Origin of the sequence: Lacticaseibacillus parakribbianus, from assembly GCF_025490915.1 — a bacterium.
Taxonomy (GTDB): domain Bacteria; phylum Bacillota; class Bacilli; order Lactobacillales; family Lactobacillaceae; genus Lacticaseibacillus; species Lacticaseibacillus parakribbianus.
The window spans coordinates 52,959-72,710 of the sequence record NZ_JANQBA010000011.1; the positions used below are offsets into that span (position 1 = coordinate 52,959).

Consider the following 19,752-nt stretch of genomic DNA (forward strand, 5'->3'; position numbering starts at 1 on the left):
AAGTCATTACCATCGAAAAGACGGGCGCTGATGCGTATCGGCTGTCTTATCTTGATGATGATCTCAAGACTCAACGGGCCAATGTTCCGTCTCCTTTGAAGCCGTGGGCACGTCATATTTATCAGATGAGCACTGGTTATTGGACGCGTTGAATTTGGCGTTCGGCCTACTGATGGGTTTACCTATGCTGAGCAGCTCTTGACCGACCAGGAATTGCAACTGGCAACAGAGAATTGGAATCAGTTGCCGGAACGCCAACGACTTGATCTTCTTGTTCAGTTGTGGTCGAAAGAATCCGAATCACACTAATTAAAAGTGAGGCACTGTATGTCTGTCTATTTCAAAGATGAGGTTGGCGCTGAAGCCATTCTTGAAGAAAATCTAATCGACCAACTGGTCAAGGACACTAAGTCCAATATCGGTCAGTGGGTTTATCGTGGCGACATTACCACCGATAATGAACTGTGGGACAATTTACGCCAGAAGCTCGATGCCACTAACAAGGATGTTTTACTCGGCAAAAAGCTTACTGATAATGAGTTTGCCCAGGTGAAGACGTTCCTATCGTTCAACTCAGCCTATGATGCGGCTACATGGCTTCAAGGCGAAAACGGCGTGGCCCATATTCCTTACCAACCATCAGATGCCAGTCGCAAGCGGCAATCCTTGGTGGCTTTTGTGGCGCGTGATATTGCCGGTGGAACGTCTTGCTACGAGATCATCAACCAGTATATTTCCAATAAGTCGAAGGCGGTTGGTGAGGATGCCAATGACCGGCGGTTTGATGTCACGCTGCTGATCAACGGCATTCCGATGATTCACATTGAGTTGAAGACACAAAATCATCCCTACATGGATGCTTACCGTCAGCTCGAGAAGTACACGCGTGAAGGCCATTTCCATGGGTTGTTTAGTTGCGTGCAGATGTTTGTTGTCTCAAACGGTAGCAACACACGGTATTTCGCACCAGCTGCTGCGACAGACTTTGACGGACGTTTCTTGATTCGCTGGTCTGATGATAAGAACCGGCCAGTGGAGAATCTTCAGACGTTTGCAGAGGATGTTTTGACGATTCCAATGGGTCATAAGATGGTAGCTCATTTCACCGTCATTGACTACGCCCACAAACGCTTGATGCTGATGCGCCCTTATCAGATCCATGCCCTAGAGGCTGTCTTTGAGGCGGCGAAGCACCGTAAGTCTGGGTTTGTGTGGCATACAACTGGTTCTGGCAAGACCATTACAGCCTACAAGGTCGCCCAGCGCTTATTGTGGATTCCATCGGTCAATCACACGGTTTATATCGTTGATCGCGTTGACTTGGATGACCAAGCGACGGATGCGTTCCAGTCTTACGCCAAATTTGAGAACTTCTCAGTGGAAGGTACGGACAACTCTGGCCAATTGATCGATGCCCTGCATGAGCAGAAGCAAACGGCCATTATCACCACGGCGCAAAAGCTTGGCAAGTTGATCGATTACTATAAGAAACGATACGGGGATCAAGATCCTAAGCACTTGCATGGCTTGCGCCTTGAGATGATTGTCGATGAGTGTCATCGGTCAATTTCCGCGGAACAGATGGCCTACATTAAGGAATTCTTCCCGCAAAGTGACTGGTACGGGTTTACCGGGACGCCGATCTTCGATGAAAACAAGAAGAACGTAAAGGGACAATTGCCTGATACCACCGAAAAGCAGTTCGGTGAAGTCCTATCGACGTATAACATCCAAGATGCGTTGAGGGATGGCAGCGTGTTGGACTTCCAGCCAGACTATCAGCGGCCATTTGAAGACTATGATCTGGATGCGGCGGTCGCGGCAGCCAGTGGGAAAACGCAAGCTGAACTGACTGATATGGACCCGATGAAAAAGGAATCCTTGTTGCCATCTGAATATTTTGACGACGAAAAGCATTTGGATAGCGTCATCGATTATATTCTGAACAAGTCTAGCCAAAAGCTTGGTTTCCAGCGTGGGTCCGGCAATACGTTTGAAGGGATTCTGACCACCGGGACGATTCCTCGGGCAATCGCGTATTATAAACGGTTCAAGGAAGCCTTGCAGAACCCTGATGCCATGAAGAAGCGCATTAAGCTGATGGCACCGGATGGATTTCCAAAGATTGCGCTGACATACTCCGCAGCGGATAACAATAAGACCGGTGATGTTGAACGGGCCGAAGACTTGTATGCCGCAATTGATGACTACAACGAGATGTTTGGGACCACTTTCCAGCACGACCAAAAAGGCATTGCATCATACAATTCCGATTTGTCAAAACGCCTGTCTCGTAAGGAATCTAAGTATACGTCGCGCTCTGAACAATTGGACTTGGTCATTGTTGCGCGGCGATTACTAACGGGATTTGATGCACCAATTCTGTCAACGTTATACGTTGATCGGCCAGTGATGAGCGCAGCAGAGTTGATCCAGTCGTTCTCGCGGACAAACCGAACGTTTGATGATCGCGACAAGCCGCACGGCCAAATTGTGACGTTCCAATCACCAGTAACGTATCGACACGCGGTAAACGCCGCTATTACGTTGTATGCCCATGGTGGTGAATCAGTGGCTTTGGCACCAGAATGGAAGCCCGCGCGCATTAAGCTACATGATGCGGTAGCTAAACTCAAACAAGTGGCGCCTGAGTGGAACACCGTGACCGAAGAATCTACAGTCACTGAGCAAACGGACTTTGTGAAGGCATTCCAATCGTTTGCCAAGGCTTACCAGGATGCCAAATTCTATGCGGAGTTCGATGCTGACCAGGTCAAAGAACAGTTCGGCATTGATGACAATTTCTTTGACGAGTATAACGGCAATTATCAAAATGTGTTGGAGCACTTGAAGTCGCGTGTGACCGATGATGGCGACTCCGATGATGTCCGCAAACTGGTAGAGTTGGACTTTGAGCTGTCGCTATATCGTTCTGATATTATCGACTACAATTACATCATGCGATTGATCGCTGCGTATTCTGATGAAGTGGACGACTTAACCGATGCTCAGCAAGACAAGCGTGCCGCTGAAATTGCTGACGCAATCGACAAGATGTCCAAGGATAATCCAAAGATTGCAGCCATCATTAATGATTTGTGGGGTGCAGTTGACGCCGGTGATTTGCATTCAGCGGATTTGATGAATCGCTTTAATGAGGAAGTCGGTGACAAGCTTCATGAAGCGCTTGATGGTTTCTCTGATAAGTGGCAAATTGATAGTGATAAGTTGGCCTATACGGCGCGTCACTTCGATCCTAAAGCCGATAAGGTACAAGAGCAGCCGGGCTACCCGGAATTAAAGGGTTCATTTTCGATTGATCAATACTTGGAACATGGTGGCAAGAAGGAACATTTCCCGTTCAAGTATGCGAAAAACTTTAACCAAGATCTAGCGTCAACGTTGCGTGAAGACGTGGCACCTTTAATTTACTTTTAAAGACAAAGGCATCTCCAACTAAAGCGTAGGGGATGCCTTTTTATCTTGAAATACTGAAGGGGGACATTGCAATCATCCACTTCTACCAAGTTTTCGTTCACCCACGTCAGAAAGCTGTCCACTTAGAATACTATTCAGGCCATTCAAAAACATCCATGAATCGGCATCGTCTAGAATGCCATTGTGTGGACGTTGGAATTCTTAATTTCCACTTTCCCCTCTCGTTTAAATTAATGGTCAAGCCATTAATCAGTTTCACACCAATATTCACCAGTTCATCATTTGTCGCCCGTTCATCTGTTGTCCAGATTCTATCAATCAGCGCTCCCGCCACTGTGGAGTACTCGTATGCGCTCATTGTGATTTCCATGTAGTAATTCGCAATTCGACACTGTACATGTTATTAATCATTGCGGTCTCCAATCCTGTAATGTTCTCGTATTGACCGTTCGCGTCAATCACATTAAGATCCTGTTACAGTTCAGCTTTCAGTTTCAAAACGCGTCCTACAAACCGTCTGTATATGGTGAGAGCGAAAGTTCTCACAGGCCTTCCGGAAGGGTCTTGAAACGTATCGCCGCCGCGCGCGGCGTGCAGCGCGAAAGCCGCTAGCGCGAGCGGCGGCGGTCGGCGTTAGCCGGCCGCCACAAGCCCCCGGTCTCTAATAGGGGGGCAAATATTAGAGACAAAATACACGTAAGTAGGACGAAAGCGCCGGTGGCAAGCCACTTTGCGTAGGCAGATAGGTGGCTTTGCTGTCAGGTTGCTTCGAAAGGAGCTAACATGCTGAAAGATTTGAACTTAGTCGGCGGGATGACGAATACCGACTGGCTAAACCAGTTTCATGATGAGATGCGCATGCACAAGATTACTCAGGGTCAATTAGCGAAGACGGCTGATTATAGTCGGTCGCATTTGAACCAGTTGCTGACAGGGAAGAGTCCGATTAACAAGCAAGCGCGATTGCGATTGACGTTGGCACTGCGATCGCTGACCGGTCAGAACAATATTGACGTCTGTATTGATTATTTGGGCGTCACCTTCAAGTCACACGACTATGAAGAGCTGGTGACGGAGTTGTTCCAGCTCAACCTCAATCACTTCAGTCTTAAGGAAGGCGCGCGCTATGGTTACAGTGCGACCTTCAAATGTGGCGAAATCGACGTGTTGCTGTCGCCATATCAAGATGTAAATGCAGACGGTTATGATCCTAGTGAGGATAGTGGCACGATGATTGAGTTGAAAGGTCAAGGCTGCCGCTACGTTGAATCGTACTTGCGCCAGCAGGATCGCACCTGGTACGACTTCCTAGAGACGTGCATTGCGCTTGACGGTCATTTCACCCGAGTTGACCTCGCCATCAATGATCGCAATGGCTTGCTTGACGTACCAACCTTGATTGAGAAGTGTGACCGTGATGAATTCACCTCACGTTTTCATGGTTTCCGAGATAATCGCACCAAGCAGTGGAAGGTATCGGGCAGAACCTTGTATCTGGGGTCGCCGCAAAGTGAAGTGTACTTCTGTATTTACGACAAGGCCTTTGAGCAACACCAGAAGCACCCTGAGATTGCGATTGAAGATCAGCCGATACGGACACGCTTTGAAGTCCGGTTACGTCGCAAACGCGCCGCTGCGGCAATTAAGAATTTGTTGGCAGAGCATGATCCAGAGAAAGTTGTGTTCGGCATCATCAATCGCTACCTGCGTTTTTTGACGCCGAGTCACAAAGCGAAGAGTCAGTGGGCGACAGATCCGCGCTGGGATGCTTTCATCGGCAATTATCGCGACAAGCTGCGACTTTCTACCAATCCTGAACCATTGAGTTACGCGCACATTACCCGTTGGCTCAAGAAGCAGGTCGCGCCGTCGCTGAAGATGTTGCAGCTGATTGATCAATACAATGGCACTACTGAGCTGAAGGCGATTATTGACGGCGGCAAGCTGACGCAGCGCCACTGGGACTTGATTCACCACTATCAGCACCACCGTAATGGCGTTTTGACGGATGCAGAAACAAGTGAGACATCAAAAAAGAGCGACTATGCCGACCAAAGCAAGTAGTCACCCTTCACAGATAAGATTTGGGTCCTATCTGGTTTGATTATCTCACTTCAATCAATGAGAAGGAAGTGACGTAATTGGATAAGAGTTTTGTCTGCTATCAAGATCTGATGGCATTAGGGTTTAAGCAGCACACCGCGCGCGATATCATTAGACAAGCGAAGCAAAGGATGGTACAAAAGGGGTATCCCTTGTATCTCAACCGAAACTTAGGGCGCGTGCCGCGTTCTGTCGTTGAGTCCATTCTCGGATCACCGATGAATGGAGCTGTTGAGAATGAGTAAAACCAAATATCCAGGCGTATTCATAGACGCCAAAGGTAACTTCTACTATGAAACCGAGTTAGGCACCGACAAGATGAGTGGCAAGCGCGTCCGCAAGAAAGGGCGGAAGGACAGTCAAGGAATGCCATTCAGTACCGCGTTTGCCGCGAACAAGGAGCTGACGCGGGTGAAGCGTGAATATCATGAGGCGCATGGGTTTACGAACTTCCGCATGACTTACCGCCAATTCATGAAAGACTCGTATATCCCAGCGTACAAAACCGACGTGGAGGAAAGCACCTTCGCCGTCCGTAATCGCAGCTTTGATATCTGTATCGCGCGGTTTGGCGACTTGCTGCTGCGTGACATCGATATCACCGACGTGCAGAACTTCCGCACGTGGTTGCTCACAGATGAGAAAGACGGCGGTGCGGGCTACTCGCAAGGCTATGCTGGATTGGTGTTCGGCTGTTTCCGCAAGTCCCTTGACCACGCGGTGCAGATGCAGTATCTGTCCAGCAATGTGTCGAAGCGCGTTAAGGCGATCCCCAAGGCCAAAAGCAGCGTACCATTTTGGACGAAAGCCGAGTTTGAACAAGTTATCGCGCAAATCTGCATTGATGATATCTACGGGCACCTGAACTTTGTGATGTTGTGGCTGTACTTCCTGACTGGCGTGCGGGTCAACGAAGGCACGGCGCTGTGGTGGCGGGATGTTGACCTCGCTAAGAAGCAGCTGCACGTTGACCACATGCTGGTGATGAAGAACCGGCATGACTGGGAGCGCCACGACTACACGAAGACAGATAGCGGCAAGCGCATCTTGACGCTCGACGATGACACCGTGGGGATTCTGCGGCGCTGGCGCGAGGTGCAGACGAGTTTCGGTTTGGGCGGGATTGATGACTTCATCATGACCTACGACGGCTTGCCGATGACCAAGTCCACGATCTCGCGAATTATCCACCGCTACGCCAAGTTAGCGAAGGTGCATCCAGTCGAAGGCAAAGGGCTGCGCCACAGTCACGCGTCGTATCTCATCAATGAGTTCAATGTCTCAGTGCTGGTGTTGTCTAAGCGCTTAGGGCATTCGTCACCTGAGATTACGCTGAAGCACTACTCGCACTTGTGGGGCGGGCTGGATGCCGACATCGCCGAACAGATTGCGGGTAATATTACGATCAAGACAGCGGGTCAGAATCAGGTGCGGTTCGTGGGTAATCAGGCGGTGAAGTACGATAAATTAAGCCCGGCTTGTCGACATCACCAGGATGAGCTAGTCGCACCCCACGGGGGTGCGTGAGTTGAAATTTGTCGTGCAGTCCGGTGTACTGCATGAGGTTGTCGCACCCCACGGGGGTGCGTGAGTTGAAATATGGGTGTTGAGCAAACGGGTCATATGTGGTTCGCCCAGTCGCACCCCACGGGGGTGCGTGAGTTGAAATTGGCAAGACCGTCGACGACTACGCCGACGTGCTTGTCGCACCCCACGGGGGTGCGTGAGTTGAAATCTCGGCCGTGCGGCCGCTCCGAAGCGCGTATGAGTCGCACCCCACGGGGGTGCGTGAGTTGAAATAAGATCCCTGATGGACTGGCTCACTCAACCACACGTCGCACCCCACGGGGGTGCGTGAGTTGAAATCTAGAGGGGCAAACGGTTCAGCAGGTGTTGGTATCAGGTCGCACCCCACGGGGGTGCGTGAGTTGAAATTATCCGCGATTGGCGGGGCCATCTCATCAGCGGTCGCACCCCACGGGGGTGCGTGAGTTGAAATACACCGACGAGCCTGACGACTTGTACAGCCCAGTCGCACCCCACGGGGGTGCGTGAGTTGAAATCCAACTCAACGTAATTGTCCACGAATTTCTGCTGTCGCACCCCACGGAGGTGCGTGAGTTGAAATTCATCCATCTGCCGGACAATCTCCGCCATCGCCTCGTCGCACCCCATGGGGGTGCGTGAGTTGAAATCTGCCAGATGCCGTGCTTTTGGAATTGCGGGATAGTCGCACCCCACGGGGGTGCGTGAGTTGAAATATCGTCTTACCCGCCGAGGTTGCTGCAGTACCTTCGCACCCCACGGGGGTGCGTGAGTTGAAATTCCCAGCGAAGCACTATCGATGATTTGGCGCAGTAGCAGGTGCTGCCGTATTACGAAGTGTTGATTGTGCCTCACTCTGCAACCTACTTGCGAGTGGGGGGTGTGTTACACCGCTTGCATTTGTTCCTTGTTTTGATCTGCCTTGGGGGCTATTCTACCCCAAAACCCAATACCCCACGGCCCCAATCACCCCGGCCAGCGCAATCAGCACCACGGGGTTGACCTGCCACTTCAGATCCAGCACCAGCACGACGCCGAGGACCGCAAGGCTGACCCAGTCGACATGGGCGGTCGCCAGCGCGAACACGGAATCGATGCCGCCGATGGTGGTCAGCGCCAGCTGCACCGCGACGGCGACGATCAGCCCGGCGCTGGCCGGCTTGATGCCACGCAGTAGCGCGTTCAGGGCCCAATTTTCCTGAATGAGCTGTTCGTTGTGCATGTACAGCGGCACGAACACCAAAGAGGGGATGCAGACGGTCAGGGTGACGGCCAGGGCGACCCAAAACCCGCCGGCGAGCTGGCCGATGTAGGTGGCCGAGTTGATTGCGACCGGGCCGGGAATCAAGCCGTCCAGCGCGTTGAGGTCGGCGAACTGCGCCGGGGTCAGCCCCAGCTTGGTGGATTCGGCGTAGATCAAAGACAGCATCGCGTAGCCGCCGCCGAAGCCCAGAAAACCGATTTTGAGGTACGCCCAGATCATGGCCCAGATCATCGGTTGGCCTCCTTCCGCGGTCGGTAGGCGATTAGGCCGATGGCGCCGGCCGCGACGATCAAGAGCGGTGTGGTCAATAGGCCCAGCACGGTCGCCAGCAGGCAAAACGCCGCCAGACCGATGGCGACCGGATCCGTCAGGTTGTATTTCGCCAGCCGATACGCGGCGGTGAACAGGAACGCGGCGCTGGCGGCGCGAATCGCCTGCATGACCGCCAGCCAGACGCCGGCCCGCGGAATCTGCTGATACGCCGCGGTCGCGGCCAGCATCAAGGTGAAGGCCGGTAGCACCGCGCCGATGCCGGCGGCCAGCATGCCGGCGCGGCCGTTGATTTTGCGGCCGACGAAGCAGGCGTTGGTGACGGCAATCACGCCGGGCAGCGACTGCGACAGGGTGGTGTACTCGTACAAGGCCGCCTTGGTGATCAGGTGGCGGCGGTCGCACAGCTCGCGCTCAATCACCGGCAGCATCGCCATGCCGCCGGAGAAGGTGAAGCCGCTGGCCATGAAATAGATGCGAAACAAAAGCCAATTGGTTGTCATGTAATCCCTCATGCTCTAGCATACGGGGAATGTGGTATCATTCAAACTATGAATTAGGTGTTGCAACCATCACGGAAAAATGATGGGGAACAGGAGGCCGCCGTGAACATTCGCCAGCTTGAAATTTTCGTCGCCGTGGCCGACAGCCGCTCGATGACCCGCGCCGCTTCTCGCCTGTACATCTCGCAGCCGGCGGTGTCCAACGCGATTCGCGACCTCGAGTCAAGCCTCGGGTTGCAGCTGTTCGACCGCGTCGACAACCGGCTGCGGCTGAACCCGGTCGGCGTGGCCTTTCGCGCCAAGGCCACGCAGCTGTTGAAAGACCACGCGGCGCTGGCGGCGTTCGGCCAAACGTTGGTGCCGCAGCTGCCGATGAGGATTGGCACCAGCCTGACTTTGGGCCAGGTGACGCTGCCGGGGGTGATGGCCGCCTTTCGCCAGGCGCATCCGGCGCTTGAGCTGCGCCTGTACGCCGAAAACGTCGCGGCCATCAAGCGGCGCCTGATGGTTGGCGACATCGACGTCGCCTTCATCGAGGGCAACGTCAGCAGTGGTGCCTACCGGGCCACACGCCTGTCGGCCACCGCGCTGCTGCTAGTGGCGGCGCCTGGGTTGCAGGCGCCAGGGCGGCTGAGCGTTCGTGACCTGGCCGCGACGCCGTTTTTGCTGCGCGAGCCCGGCAGCACCTTGCGCGATGTGTTCGACGAGCGGGTGCATCGGCTGGGTCAAGACGTCGTGCCGCTGCTTGAAAGCACCAACACCGCCGTTTTGCAGGCCGCGGCGGTGGCGGGGCTCGGCGCCACGGTGCTGCCGGCCCCGCTGGCCCAGCCGGCGCTTGCTGCCGGTGAGCTGGTCGCGTTGCGGCTGCCGCACGGGCTGACGATGGCGACGCAAAACTACGCGGTGACGCTGCGCGGCGGCAACCGCGAGGCGCTGATCGGGGAGCTGATTCGGCGCTTCAAGGCCGCCACGTCGCCGACCACTGGCGCGACAGGCGCGGCCGACTGATCAGTCGCAAGATTGGCGCGTTTGCGCCGGAAAAGGGAGCACAATCATGAATGACACAATCCAGCGGCAACTGAATCACCGCTCTGTTCGGCGCTTCACCCCGCAAGCGGTGACGGCCGCCACGGTCGCGCAGCTGATGACGGTGGCGCAACACACCGCCACGTCGCACTACATGCAGGCGTTCAGTGTCATCAGCGTGACGGCCGCCCCGCTTCGCGCCGAGATTGCCGGCATCAGCCGGCAGGCCTATGTGAATAGCAACGGGCAACTGTTCGTCTTCGTCGCCGATCAGCACCGCGCCGCGGCGCTGGCGCAAACGGCAGACGCACAGGTGCTCGGTTCGGCCGACAAGCTGCTGCAGGCGCAAAGCGATGCGCTTTTGGCCGCCGAAAACACGGCGGTGGCGGCGGAAAGCCTCGGGCTGGGCACTGTCTTTTTGGGCAGCATTCTCAACGACCCGCTGCGCCTGATTGACCTGCTGAAGCTGCCCCGCTACACCTTTCCAGTGCTGGGACTTTTGGTCGGTTACCCGGATCAGGCGACGCAGCCCAAGCCCCGGTTGCCCCAAACGATGATGCACTTCGAGAACGGCTACGACGCGACCGCCGCAGTGGCGGGCATCGCCGACTACGATGAGGTGATTCGCGCGTACTACGCCAACCGCAGCACTAACGCGCGTGAGGAGACCTTCACGCACCTGCTGACCGCGGCCGCGACGACGACGCCGGCCAAGCGAGGTGAGCTCTTGGCGGCGCTACACCAGCAGGGGTTCTTGCTCGCGTAGCGCGGCGAAGGCGGCGCCCAGGCACGGCCCAGGACCGACGCTCACGAAGCCGAGCCTGGGCGAGCTTATAAGTTGACGGCCACCGTGGCAGGGCTTACATTATAATCAGATGATTGTCAACGGGCAGGGAAAGCGCCGCGGCCGCAGCGCTTGCAACTCTACTGTCTATGGGGAACGGTCCGGGACATAAGCATTCCCAGTACCCCACTCATGCCATGCCGAACCAGGCAACAACGTCGACGTTTTCGTGCAACGGTCCCCTCCGATTGGGACCGACCACCAGGGTGTGGACCACCATCTTCCTGCCGCACAGTCCGGTGCCTACTCGCTTGCGAGGTAGCTGCGGTGCCGACTGACAGGGGGCTTGTCCCACGATACCGCGCAGCGATGCGATGATCGGGGGGACGACGGCACAAGAACGCAAGGTAGCAACAAAAAGACCGAGGCTGCCGCGGGTGAACCCCCGCGGTGGCTTCGGCGCGTCCGGCGCAGCGATGCGCCGGATTTTTTTCGTGACCGCGCGCTTTTTTTGGAGATGTTAAATCAAAAATTTATTTAATGACAGCGATCGCTGCCGCTCGCGGGAGATGCCGCCTCGGCGATCGGCGCCTGCCGCGGGCGCTGCCGGCGGCGCCGTTGCGCGATTCTGCGGGAGCCGGCGGCCACAAAACTTGGCATCGTGCGATATACCAAGAAGTCTCGGACGGGGGTTGCTCACGCTTGCACTCGACTGAGAAACCGGTTACAATATGTCCGCTGAGAGGAGCGGGGAGAGATTAAGCGTTAATTAAGGCGCGATGAGACCGGCACGTCGCGTTATCTTTACTGCGAGGATATTATTTAAGCTTTATTTTCCAGTTCGATGGGTAACTGAGGCGTCACACGCGAAAAGTGGAGGATGGAGAATAATGAAACGAAAAGAGTATCGCATCACGCGGCTGCTGGCCCTGATGGGGATGGGCCTGGCGCTGTTGGTGGGGCTGGCGCTGGGAACGCCGCACCACGTTAAGGCGGCCGCGTCACCGAACGGCAAGACGTTCATGGTTTACTACCGCGCCTGGCGCGACAAGACCATGAAGGGCGTCAACACGGACATTCCGGACGCCAACACGCAGACCATGCTCGACTTGCCGCGGGGCATCGACATCGTCAACGTGTTCAGCTACGTGCCGGGCGGTCAAGAGGAAGCGGCGGCGCCTTACTTCGAGGCGCTCAAGACAACCTACGCGCCGGCCTTGCACCAGCGCGGGGTGAAGCTGGTCCGGGCCCTGGGCTACATGGGCATGGTGTCCGACTTCCAGAAGTACTACGCCGCCCTTGACGGCAGCAGTCAGTTCAACGACGACGAGGCAATGGCGGCCGTCGATGCCTGGGCGAAGCAGGAGATCGAGACGCTGTCCGGCCAGTATGGGCTGGATGGGCTCGACATTGACATGGAGCAGTACCCGACGGCGGCCACGACCGGGCTCACCGATATTTTGATCAACGCCTTGGGCAAGTACATCGGCCCACGCGCCAACAACGGGACGCTGTTCATCTACGATTCCAACGGCTCCTACATGGCGCCGTTCCAAAACGTGGTGAAGAACTTCAGCTACGTCGGCTACCAGCAGTACGGCAGCACCACCACCCGCACCGAGGCGGCCGCGGCCGACTACAAGGCGGTGGGCTTTGACACCCGCCACTTCTTGGCCGGGCTGACCTTCCCCGAAGAAGGCGACAACAACCGCTGGTACGACACGGACCCAAGCGATTTTTTGGGCAGCCACACGCACCAAGAGGCGGACTTCATCGCTAAAAGCGACTTGGGCGGGATGTTCATGTACGCGGTTGACCGCGACGGCCGCACGTACTCCGAAACCGATCTGAACCACGTGACCCCGACGACCTACCGCTGGACCAAGACCGCGATTGCCGAAACCAAGGGCTACACCCTGGCGCAGGTGAAGCAGGCCGGGTTGCGGCACGTGCAGCGCGTGGCCGCCGACCTCAAGTGGGACGACGCGACGGTGGCCAAAACCACCGCGGCGATCAACGACGCGCAGACGATTTTTGACGTCTACAGCGCGTTCATGTCAGACGACTACCAGGCGTCGCTTGACCCGAGCTTCGACGCGGTGCTGGAGCTTGAAAACCCGCTGGCCGACAAGACGGCCTTGACCGCGGCCATCACCAAGGCCGAGGCAGTGCTGCCCAAGGCCCTGGACCAAGCGGCTTTGACCGCGGCCATCACCGCCGGTAAGGCCGTTGCGGTCGACGGCTGGGCGACGCAGGCGGCTACGGACAGTGCCACGCAGGCGCTGACGACGGCGATCAAGGCCGCAGAGGCCGCGCTGGCGGCCCAGGCCAAGACGGATTACGCGGCCGGCTTGGCGGCCGGCAAGGCGGCCGGCCTGGCCGGTCAGGCATCGCAGGCCAAGCAGCTGACGAACCGGTCGGCGCAGTATCAGGCCGGCTACGCGGTGGGCTACCGCGCAGGTGCTAAGGCGCATGCCAGCGCCGAAAAAGCCGCGGCCAAGGTCCAAAAAGAGGCCGAACGCCGCGCCAAGCAGGCGGCCAAGGACGCAAAAAAGGCAGCCAAGGACGCCAAGCAGGCGGCCAAGTCCGAGAAGCAGGCGACCAAACAGGCGGCTAAGGCGGCCAAGCACGCTGGCAAGGCCACGGCCCAGGCGACCCAGCTGAGTCAGCAGTCGACCGGCAAGGCAGCGACCGCGCAGGCGACCAACCGCAACCTGCCGCAAACCGGCGACGCGGCCAACTTCGGCCTGGTTGGGCTCGGGCTGGCGATGCTGCTCTTTGGCGGCCTGGCCTGGCGCAAGGTGCAGCTCTAATCGCCATTCACGTCAGGACACAAGAGGACGCCTGGTCGCGGCAGCGGCCAGGCGTTTTCACGTGGTTTTCTCATTCCGTTGACACCATGTCTTGCCATGTCACGACACCGGTGCTATGATGGGTCCGTTCAAGAATTCACGAACACAACTACTTTTTGGAGGGTGCAAAATGAATTTCAAACGGATCGTAATGGCCGGGCTGAGCCTCGCCGCCGTGATGAGTCTGGCCGCCTGTGGTCAGTCCAAGAAAGCGTCGGCCCAAGATGAGCCCAAGCAGCTGAACGTGCAGTTCGTCCCATCGCAGCAGGCCAACACGCTGGAGGCCAAGGCCAAGCCGCTGGCCAAGTTGCTGCAAAAGGAACTCGGGATTCCGGTGAAGGTCTCCGTGTCGACCGACTACAACTCGATCGTCGAGGCGATGGCCTCCAACCAGGTCCAAGTCGGCTTCCTGCCGCCCGACGGCTACGTGCAGGCGCATCGCCAAAAGGCCGCGGATGTGCTGCTGCAGGCCCAGCGCTTCGCCGTGGTGCAGCCCGACGGCAAGACGTCCGACAAGCTGACCGATTCATACCGCAGCGAGATTTTGGTCAAGACCAACGGCCCGATTAAGTCCATTCAAGACCTGAAGGGGAAGAAAATCGCGGTTCAGGAGGCGACCAGCTCGTCAGGCTACATCTGGCCCGCCGCCGAGCTCAAGGCCAAGGGCATCGACGTGGCGACGCAGGCCAAGTTGGTCACCGTCAAGGGGCACGACCAAGGGGTGATGGCCGTGCTCAACGGCGACGCCGACGCGGCCTTTGTCTGGGAGGACGCGCGAACCGTGGTCCAAAAAGACGTGCCGGACGTGATGCAAAAGCTCACGCCGATCTACTTCACGCAGCCGATTCCCAACGACACGATTTCGGTTGCCAAGTCCCTCAAGCCGGCCTTTCGCGCGAAGCTGGCGAAGGCCTTCATGAAGATTGCCAAGTCCAAGGCCGACCACGCGATTATCTCCGAAGTGTACGGTCACGAGGGCTACGTCAAGTCCAAGGACAGCAACTTCGACATCGTCCGCACCTACGAGAAGCGCGTCGAAGCCGCCAAGTAAAATCCGTGATTGTGACACCTTGCCGAGCAGGCAGGGTGTTTTTTGCGCTTGGCGGCCTGCGACCTGCGGAACTGGCGGTCTGCAACCCGCGCAACTGGCGGCGTGGTTCGCCGGGACGAGTGGCGTGGTTCGAGGGCCTTGGGCAAGCTGCTCAGCGCTGCCCCGCCTTGCGGTCGGCGAAGCGCAGGTAGCCGATGTACAGCCGCATCAGGTCCAGCAGCTGGTGGGGGTCCATGCCGGTGGTCGCCTTGAGGCGCCCCAGGCGGTAGTTCAGCGTGTTGCGGTGGATGTGCAAGGCGGCGACGGCCTGGTTGACGTTTTGGTTGTTTTGAACGTAGGCCAAAAGCGTCTGGATCAGTTCCTCACCGCGCGGCGTCGCGGCCAGTTCCTGGAAGGTGGCGAGAAGTGGCGCCAGCGGCAGGTCGGCCTCAAGCAGCGCGTGGAGGAATTCGATTTGGTCGAAGTAGTGGTAGTGCATCGGGGGCATCAGCGCCGCAATCTCCAGGGTCTCAAGCGCCTGGTCGATTGCGGTGCCGAGCTTGGTGGTCGGCTGACCGATTCCCACGGCCAAGTGGTGGTCCTCGCCGAAGCGCAGGCAGCGCTGCAGGGTGGCCGGCAGCGCGGTGACCACCAGCGACACATCGGCGACCAGGTCCAGCGCGTAATCTTCGGCATCCATCGGCAGGCTGCTGGCCGCCGGACCGCGCAAGGCGACCGCCCAGCGCGGCTTGGTCAGGTCGATGTTCAGCTCCTTGGCCTCCAGGCGCAAGCTGGTGGGAAAGGCGCCGTCCTTGAGCTGGGCCCATTGGTACAAGAAGCGCTTGAGCCGGTCCTCTTGCGCCTTTTGGACCCGGTTGTCCCGCTCTTGGGCGATCAAAAGCTGCGTGGCGGTGCTCAAAAGCGCCGCGAAGGGCTCGACCACCGCGGGGTCACCGGTGATGCCGATCACGCCGATCACCGCGCCTTCAAACAGGATCGGCATGTTGACGCCGGGCTGGCCGTTCACGCCGTGGGATTGGGCCATGACCAGCGGCCTGCGCTGGCGAATCGCGTCGACGGCGCCGACGTGCTGGGTGTTCAGACGGCTGGGGTCGCCCGAGGCGATGATCTTGCCGGTTGCGTCCATCATGTTGATGTTGTAAGGCAGCTGGCCCATGATTTTGTGAACGATCGCCTGGGCGAGCTGGGGTTCGAGTTTCATCTGCAAGGCTCCTTGTGAATTGATGAATTAATTAGCGCTCGCGCTCAGTCTACCACGTAGCGGCAGCGTCGCCTAGCGAATTAACCAACGAATTGGGTCATTTACCCCAAAAATCCGTTTGAACCTTGTGCAAACGCCTAATCATTTCGTAGGGGTTAGTGGCTATACTGAAATCATGGACAACGGCCGAACCGCGAGTGGCGCAGATTTTGCTCACCACTGAGACATGGCCGTGCGGAGGCAAAGATGGCACAAACAGTTTTGTTACCCCAGGACGTGGCGGCGGCCGGCAAGGACTTTTTGACCGAGCGCGGCTACCGGGTGGTGGTGGCCAGTGCAACTGACCGCGAGACGCTGCTGGAGGAAGGCCGCGGGGCCCAGGCGGTGCTGTTACGAACGGCCCCTTGCGACGCGGCGCTGATTGCGGGGCTGCCCGACGTGAGGATTATCGCGCGACACGGGGTCGGCGTCGACAACATCGACCTGGCCGCGGCCAGCGCGGCCGGCAAGTGGGTGACCAACACGCCTTGGGCCAACGCCAGCTCGGTGGCCGAAACCACCATCGCGCTGCTGCTGGCGGTGGCCAAGGACCTGAAAAACGACATCGAACACCAGGCCAGCGGCGACTTCGCCTACAAGTACACGCACCACGGCCTCGACCTTGAGGGCAAGACGCTGGGCATCATCGGCTACGGCAAAATCGGCCGGGCGGTGGCGGCCAAGCTCGCCGGGTTCGGCATGCAGATTCTGATTGCCGATCCGTTCGTCACCGCGGCGGAGGCCGGAAAGGTACTGTCGCGCGACCAGCTGCTGGCGCAAGCCGACTTCGTCACGCTGCACCTGCCGGCCTTGCCGAGTACCATCGGCAGCTTCGACGCGGCCAGCCTGGCCAAGATGAAGCCGACTGCCTACTTGCTGAACCTGTCGCGGGGCAGCATCGTCGACGAGCCGGCGCTGATTGACGCGCTGCAGCGCGGCGTAATCGCCGGGGCCGCGCTTGATGTGTACTCACAGGAGCCGCTGCCGCTGGACAACCCGCTGCAGCGCATGCCCAACGTGATTTTGACGCCGCACATCGCGTCCAACACGACGGAAACCATGGACCGCATGGCGCTTCAGGCAGCCCAGGAAATCGACCGGGTGCTGCGCGGAATGCGGCCGAGCTGGCCGGTCAACCACCCGCAAGGCCTTGAATTGGAGGACAACTGATGACAACACCAACCATTACCACCATGCAGGTCGTGCCGGTGGCCGGCCACGACAGCATGCTGCTGAACCTCAGCGGCGCTCACGGGCCCTACTTCACCCGCAACATCGTGATTCTGACGGATTCGCTGGGCCACGAGGGGCTGGGCGAGGTGCCCGGCGGCGAGCAAATCCGCCAGACACTTGAGGCGGTCAAGCCGCTGGTGATCGGCCAGCCGCTGAGCCAGTACAAGGCCGTGCTGCAGCGCATCCAGGCCCAATACGCCGGTCTGGACGCCGGCGGTCGCGGGGCCCAGACCTTCGACCTGCGCACCACGGTTCACGTGATGACCGGCGTCGAGGCACCGATGCTCGACCTGTTGGGCCAGTACCTGGAGGTGCCGGTCGCGGCGCTTTTGGGCGACGGGCAGGTGCGAGATTCCGTGAAGTTTCTGGGCTACCTGTTTTACATCGCCGATCGCACCCGAACCGACTTGCCGTACCTGGCCGGCGACGACGACTCGGACGACTGGGGCCGCCTGCGCCGGCAGCCGGCCACCACGCCGGCGGCCATCGTGGCCCTGGCCAAGGCGGCGCATGAGCGCTACGGCTTTGAGGACTTCAAGCTCAAGGGCGGCGTGTTCGCCCCTGAAGAAGAGGTCAAGGCCGTCAAGGCGATCAAGGCGGCCTTCCCCAACGCCCGGGTCGATCTAGATCCCAACGGGGCGTGGTCGCTTGACACCGCCCTCAAGGTGGGGCGCGAGCTGAAGGGGACCTTGAGCTACATCGAGGATCCCTGCGGCGCCGAGGGCCGCTTCTCCGGCCGCGAGGTGCTGGCGGAATTTCACCGGCTGACCGACCTGCCGGTGGCCACCAACATGATTGCGACCGACTGGCGCGAGCTCAAGGCCGCGATTCGCCTGGATTCCGTGTCGATTCCGCTGGCCGATCCGCATTTTTGGACCATGACCGGCGCCGTGCGGGTCGCGCAGCTCTGCAACGATTTTGACCTGACCTGGGGCGTTCACTCCAACAACCACTTCGACATTTCCCTGGCGATGGTGGCCCAAACCGCGGCGGCGGCGCCGGGCCGGCTGAACGGCATCGACACCCACTGGATCTGGCAGGACGGCCAAGAGCTCGGCACCACGCACCCGCACATTCAAGGCGGCGAGCTGGCGGTGCCGCGCGACGTGCCCGGCCTGGGGGTGACGCTGGACCACGAGAAGCTCGCGGCGGCGCATCAGCTGTACGTTGACCACGCCCTGGGTGGTCGCGACGACAGCGTCGGCATGCAGTACCTGATTCCCGGCTGGCAGTTCGACGCCAAGCGGCCGAGCATGGTGCGTTAGTCAACCAGTCAAGGAGGTGATGGCCATGGCGCCATTGCACATTGTGGTGGCAATCGATTCCTTCAAGGGCAGTGCCACCAGCCTACAGGCCGCAACCTGGGTGGCCGAAGGCATTCGGCGGGTCCAGCCAGACGCGGCGGTGTCGCCGGTCCCGATTGCCGACGGCGGCGAGGGGACGGTGGTCGCGCTGACCACGGCGCTGAACGGCCGCTTGATTCAAAAAACCGTGACCGGGCCGCTGGCGGGCCAGCGGGTTTCGGCGACGTTCGGGATGCTGGATGCGGAAACCGCCGTGGTGGAAATGGCGCAGGCCAGCGGGCTGAACCTGACCTCGCAGGAAAGCGCGGATGCCTTACGCGCCTCGACCTACGGCGTCGGCGAGCTGATCGAAGCGGCGCTTGACGAAGGCGCCAAGGTGATTTACGTCGGGCTGGGCGGCAGCGCCACCACCGATGGCGGCGTGGGCATGGCCAAGGCCTTGGGCGTGTCGTTCCAAAATGCCCAGGGTCAGCCGATTCCCTGCGGGGCCCAAGGCCTGAGCGAGTTGGCCACTATCGATGTTCGCCAGCTCGATTCCAGGCTTCAAAACGTGTCCGTGAGACTATTGTCGGACGTCACGAACCCGCTGTATGGTAAAAAAGGCGCCGCGGCCATTTACGGGCCGCAAAAGGGCCTGACCAAGCGCCAGATTCCGGCGGTCGAAAAGGGGCTCGCCCATTACGCCGAGCTGTTGAGCCAGGTGGTTGGCCGAGACATCGCCCACCGCCCGGGCGCCGGCGCCGCGGGGGGACTGGGGGCGGGGCTGATGGCCTTCACCAACGCCGAGGTGTTCCCGGGCATCGACGCGATTCGCCGGCTGGTCGGGCTCGACCGGCTGCTGGTCGATGCCGACTTGGTGATCACCGGCGAGGGCAAAATGGACGCCCAGTCGCTCAACGGCAAGGCGCCGATCGGCATCGCTAGGGCGGCCAAGCGCTACGGGGTGCCGGTGGTCGCCTTGGTCGGGGCCCGCAGCGCCGACCTGGCGGCGGTTTACGCCGCCGGCATCGACGCGTTGTGGGCAGTCGGGCTTGGGCCCGAATCGTTGCAAGAGGCCATCGCGCATGTTCAGGAGAACCTGACCTGCGCCGGTGAAACCGTGATGCGTGCGTTTTTGTTGAACAAGAAAGGTGACTGAA

The 19,752-nt window shown here is 58.7% G+C and carries 13 protein-coding genes, 1 pseudogene and 1 CRISPR repeat array; of the genes and pseudogenes, 11 read left to right on the top strand and 3 right to left on the bottom strand.

Features of this window, described 5'->3' with window-relative positions; translation table 11 throughout:
• Nucleotides 1–327: 327 nt before the first annotated feature.
• The 4 genes and pseudogenes from NUH19_RS09750 to NUH19_RS09765 form a co-directional block, all read left to right on the top strand.
• Complete coding sequence (locus NUH19_RS09750) at nucleotides 328–3,438, top strand: type I restriction endonuclease subunit R, EcoR124 family (protein ID WP_262316369.1); 3,111 nt, start codon at nucleotides 328–330, stop codon at nucleotides 3,436–3,438.
• 783 nt (nucleotides 3,439–4,221) lie between these two features.
• Nucleotides 4,222–5,502 (top strand): replication initiation factor domain-containing protein, encoded by a 1,281-nt coding sequence (locus tag NUH19_RS09755; RefSeq protein ID WP_125712223.1) that lies wholly within the window; start codon nucleotides 4,222–4,224, stop codon nucleotides 5,500–5,502.
• Between the two features lie 77 nt (nucleotides 5,503–5,579).
• Nucleotides 5,580–5,786 carry a DUF3173 domain-containing protein gene (locus NUH19_RS09760; protein WP_003575700.1) on the top strand — a complete coding sequence of 69 codons (207 nt, stop codon included), beginning with the start codon at nucleotides 5,580–5,582 and terminating at the stop codon, nucleotides 5,784–5,786.
• Nucleotides 5,779–6,999, top strand: a pseudogene (locus NUH19_RS09765) (tyrosine-type recombinase/integrase); the annotation flags it as partial. The gene NUH19_RS09760 and the pseudogene NUH19_RS09765, both read left to right, overlap by 8 nt.
• Before the next feature lie 45 nt (nucleotides 7,000–7,044).
• A CRISPR array of direct repeats spans nucleotides 7,045–7,866; the repeat unit is 32 nt; unit sequence GTCGCACCCCACGGGGGTGCGTGAGTTGAAAT.
• A gap of 154 nt (nucleotides 7,867–8,020) precedes the next feature.
• Here the strand turns inward: NUH19_RS09765 and NUH19_RS09770 are convergent.
• Both NUH19_RS09770 and NUH19_RS09775 read right to left on the bottom strand, forming a co-directional pair.
• Nucleotides 8,021–8,581, bottom strand: coding sequence for a chromate transporter (locus NUH19_RS09770; protein WP_262316370.1), 561 nt, complete (start codon nucleotides 8,579–8,581; stop codon nucleotides 8,021–8,023).
• The gene (locus NUH19_RS09775; RefSeq protein WP_262316371.1) at nucleotides 8,578–9,123 is read right to left on the bottom strand and encodes a chromate transporter; all 546 of its coding nucleotides are present in this window, start codon (nucleotides 9,121–9,123) and stop codon (nucleotides 8,578–8,580) included. The genes NUH19_RS09770 and NUH19_RS09775 overlap by 4 nt, the downstream gene beginning before the upstream one ends.
• 102 nt (nucleotides 9,124–9,225) lie before the next feature.
• Between NUH19_RS09775 and NUH19_RS09780 the strand changes: the two genes are divergently transcribed.
• The 4 genes from NUH19_RS09780 to phnD all read left to right on the top strand — a co-directional run bounded on the left by NUH19_RS09780 (nucleotide 9,226) and on the right by phnD (nucleotide 14,836).
• Nucleotides 9,226–10,131 (top strand): LysR family transcriptional regulator, encoded by a 906-nt coding sequence (locus tag NUH19_RS09780; RefSeq protein ID WP_262316372.1) that lies wholly within the window; start codon nucleotides 9,226–9,228, stop codon nucleotides 10,129–10,131.
• A 46-nt stretch (nucleotides 10,132–10,177) separates the two neighbouring features.
• Nucleotides 10,178–10,915 carry a nitroreductase family protein gene (locus NUH19_RS09785; RefSeq protein ID WP_262316373.1) on the top strand — a complete coding sequence of 246 codons (738 nt, stop codon included), beginning with the start codon at nucleotides 10,178–10,180 and terminating at the stop codon, nucleotides 10,913–10,915.
• Nucleotides 10,916–11,823: 908 nt separating this feature from the next.
• On the top strand, nucleotides 11,824–13,746 hold the full coding sequence (locus NUH19_RS09790) for an EndoS/ChiA family endoglycosidase (protein WP_262316374.1): 1,923 nt from the start codon (nucleotides 11,824–11,826) through the stop codon (nucleotides 13,744–13,746).
• 169 nt (nucleotides 13,747–13,915) lie between these two features.
• Nucleotides 13,916–14,836, top strand: coding sequence for a phosphate/phosphite/phosphonate ABC transporter substrate-binding protein (gene phnD, locus NUH19_RS09795; protein WP_262316375.1), 921 nt, complete (start codon nucleotides 13,916–13,918; stop codon nucleotides 14,834–14,836).
• Between the two features lie 151 nt (nucleotides 14,837–14,987).
• On the opposite strand, the gene NUH19_RS09800 is transcribed toward phnD, so the two are convergent.
• Nucleotides 14,988–16,037: a CdaR family transcriptional regulator gene (locus NUH19_RS09800; protein ID WP_262316376.1), complete on the bottom strand. Its 1,050-nt coding sequence runs from the start codon at nucleotides 16,035–16,037 to the stop codon at nucleotides 14,988–14,990.
• A 246-nt stretch (nucleotides 16,038–16,283) separates the two neighbouring features.
• Here NUH19_RS09800 and NUH19_RS09805 point away from each other — a divergent pair, with 246 nt between their 5' ends.
• Genes NUH19_RS09805 through NUH19_RS09815 form a run of 3 tightly spaced genes read left to right on the top strand, consistent with a single transcriptional unit; the run spans nucleotide 16,284 to nucleotide 19,751 of the window.
• Nucleotides 16,284–17,246: a hydroxyacid dehydrogenase gene (locus tag NUH19_RS09805; protein WP_262316377.1), complete on the top strand. Its 963-nt coding sequence runs from the start codon at nucleotides 16,284–16,286 to the stop codon at nucleotides 17,244–17,246.
• Complete coding sequence (locus NUH19_RS09810) at nucleotides 17,246–18,574, top strand: enolase C-terminal domain-like protein (RefSeq protein ID WP_262316378.1); 1,329 nt, start codon at nucleotides 17,246–17,248, stop codon at nucleotides 18,572–18,574. The genes NUH19_RS09805 and NUH19_RS09810 overlap by 1 nt, the downstream gene beginning before the upstream one ends.
• A 25-nt stretch (nucleotides 18,575–18,599) precedes the next feature.
• Complete coding sequence (locus NUH19_RS09815) at nucleotides 18,600–19,751, top strand: glycerate kinase (protein ID WP_262316379.1); 1,152 nt, start codon at nucleotides 18,600–18,602, stop codon at nucleotides 19,749–19,751.
• Nucleotide 19,752 lies beyond the last annotated feature (1 nt).

Excerpts from the sequence above, each read along its gene's own strand:
- NUH19_RS09750 (WP_262316369.1), top strand. The coding sequence starts at position 328 with ATGTCTGTCTATTTCAAAGATGAGGTTGGCGCTGAAGCCATTCTTGAA.
- NUH19_RS09755 (WP_125712223.1), top strand. The coding sequence starts at position 4,222 with ATGCTGAAAGATTTGAACTTAGTCGGCGGGATGACGAATACCGACTGG.
- NUH19_RS09770 (WP_262316370.1), bottom strand. The coding sequence starts at position 8,581 with ATGATCTGGGCCATGATCTGGGCGTACCTCAAAATCGGTTTTCTGGGC.
- NUH19_RS09775 (WP_262316371.1), bottom strand. The coding sequence starts at position 9,123 with ATGACAACCAATTGGCTTTTGTTTCGCATCTATTTCATGGCCAGCGGC.
- NUH19_RS09785 (WP_262316373.1), top strand. The coding sequence starts at position 10,178 with ATGAATGACACAATCCAGCGGCAACTGAATCACCGCTCTGTTCGGCGC.
- NUH19_RS09790 (WP_262316374.1), top strand. The coding sequence starts at position 11,824 with ATGAAACGAAAAGAGTATCGCATCACGCGGCTGCTGGCCCTGATGGGG.
- phnD (WP_262316375.1), top strand. The coding sequence starts at position 13,916 with ATGAATTTCAAACGGATCGTAATGGCCGGGCTGAGCCTCGCCGCCGTG.
- NUH19_RS09800 (WP_262316376.1), bottom strand. The coding sequence starts at position 16,037 with ATGAAACTCGAACCCCAGCTCGCCCAGGCGATCGTTCACAAAATCATG.
- NUH19_RS09805 (WP_262316377.1), top strand. The coding sequence starts at position 16,284 with ATGGCACAAACAGTTTTGTTACCCCAGGACGTGGCGGCGGCCGGCAAG.
- NUH19_RS09810 (WP_262316378.1), top strand. The coding sequence starts at position 17,246 with ATGACAACACCAACCATTACCACCATGCAGGTCGTGCCGGTGGCCGGC.
- NUH19_RS09815 (WP_262316379.1), top strand. The coding sequence starts at position 18,600 with ATGGCGCCATTGCACATTGTGGTGGCAATCGATTCCTTCAAGGGCAGT.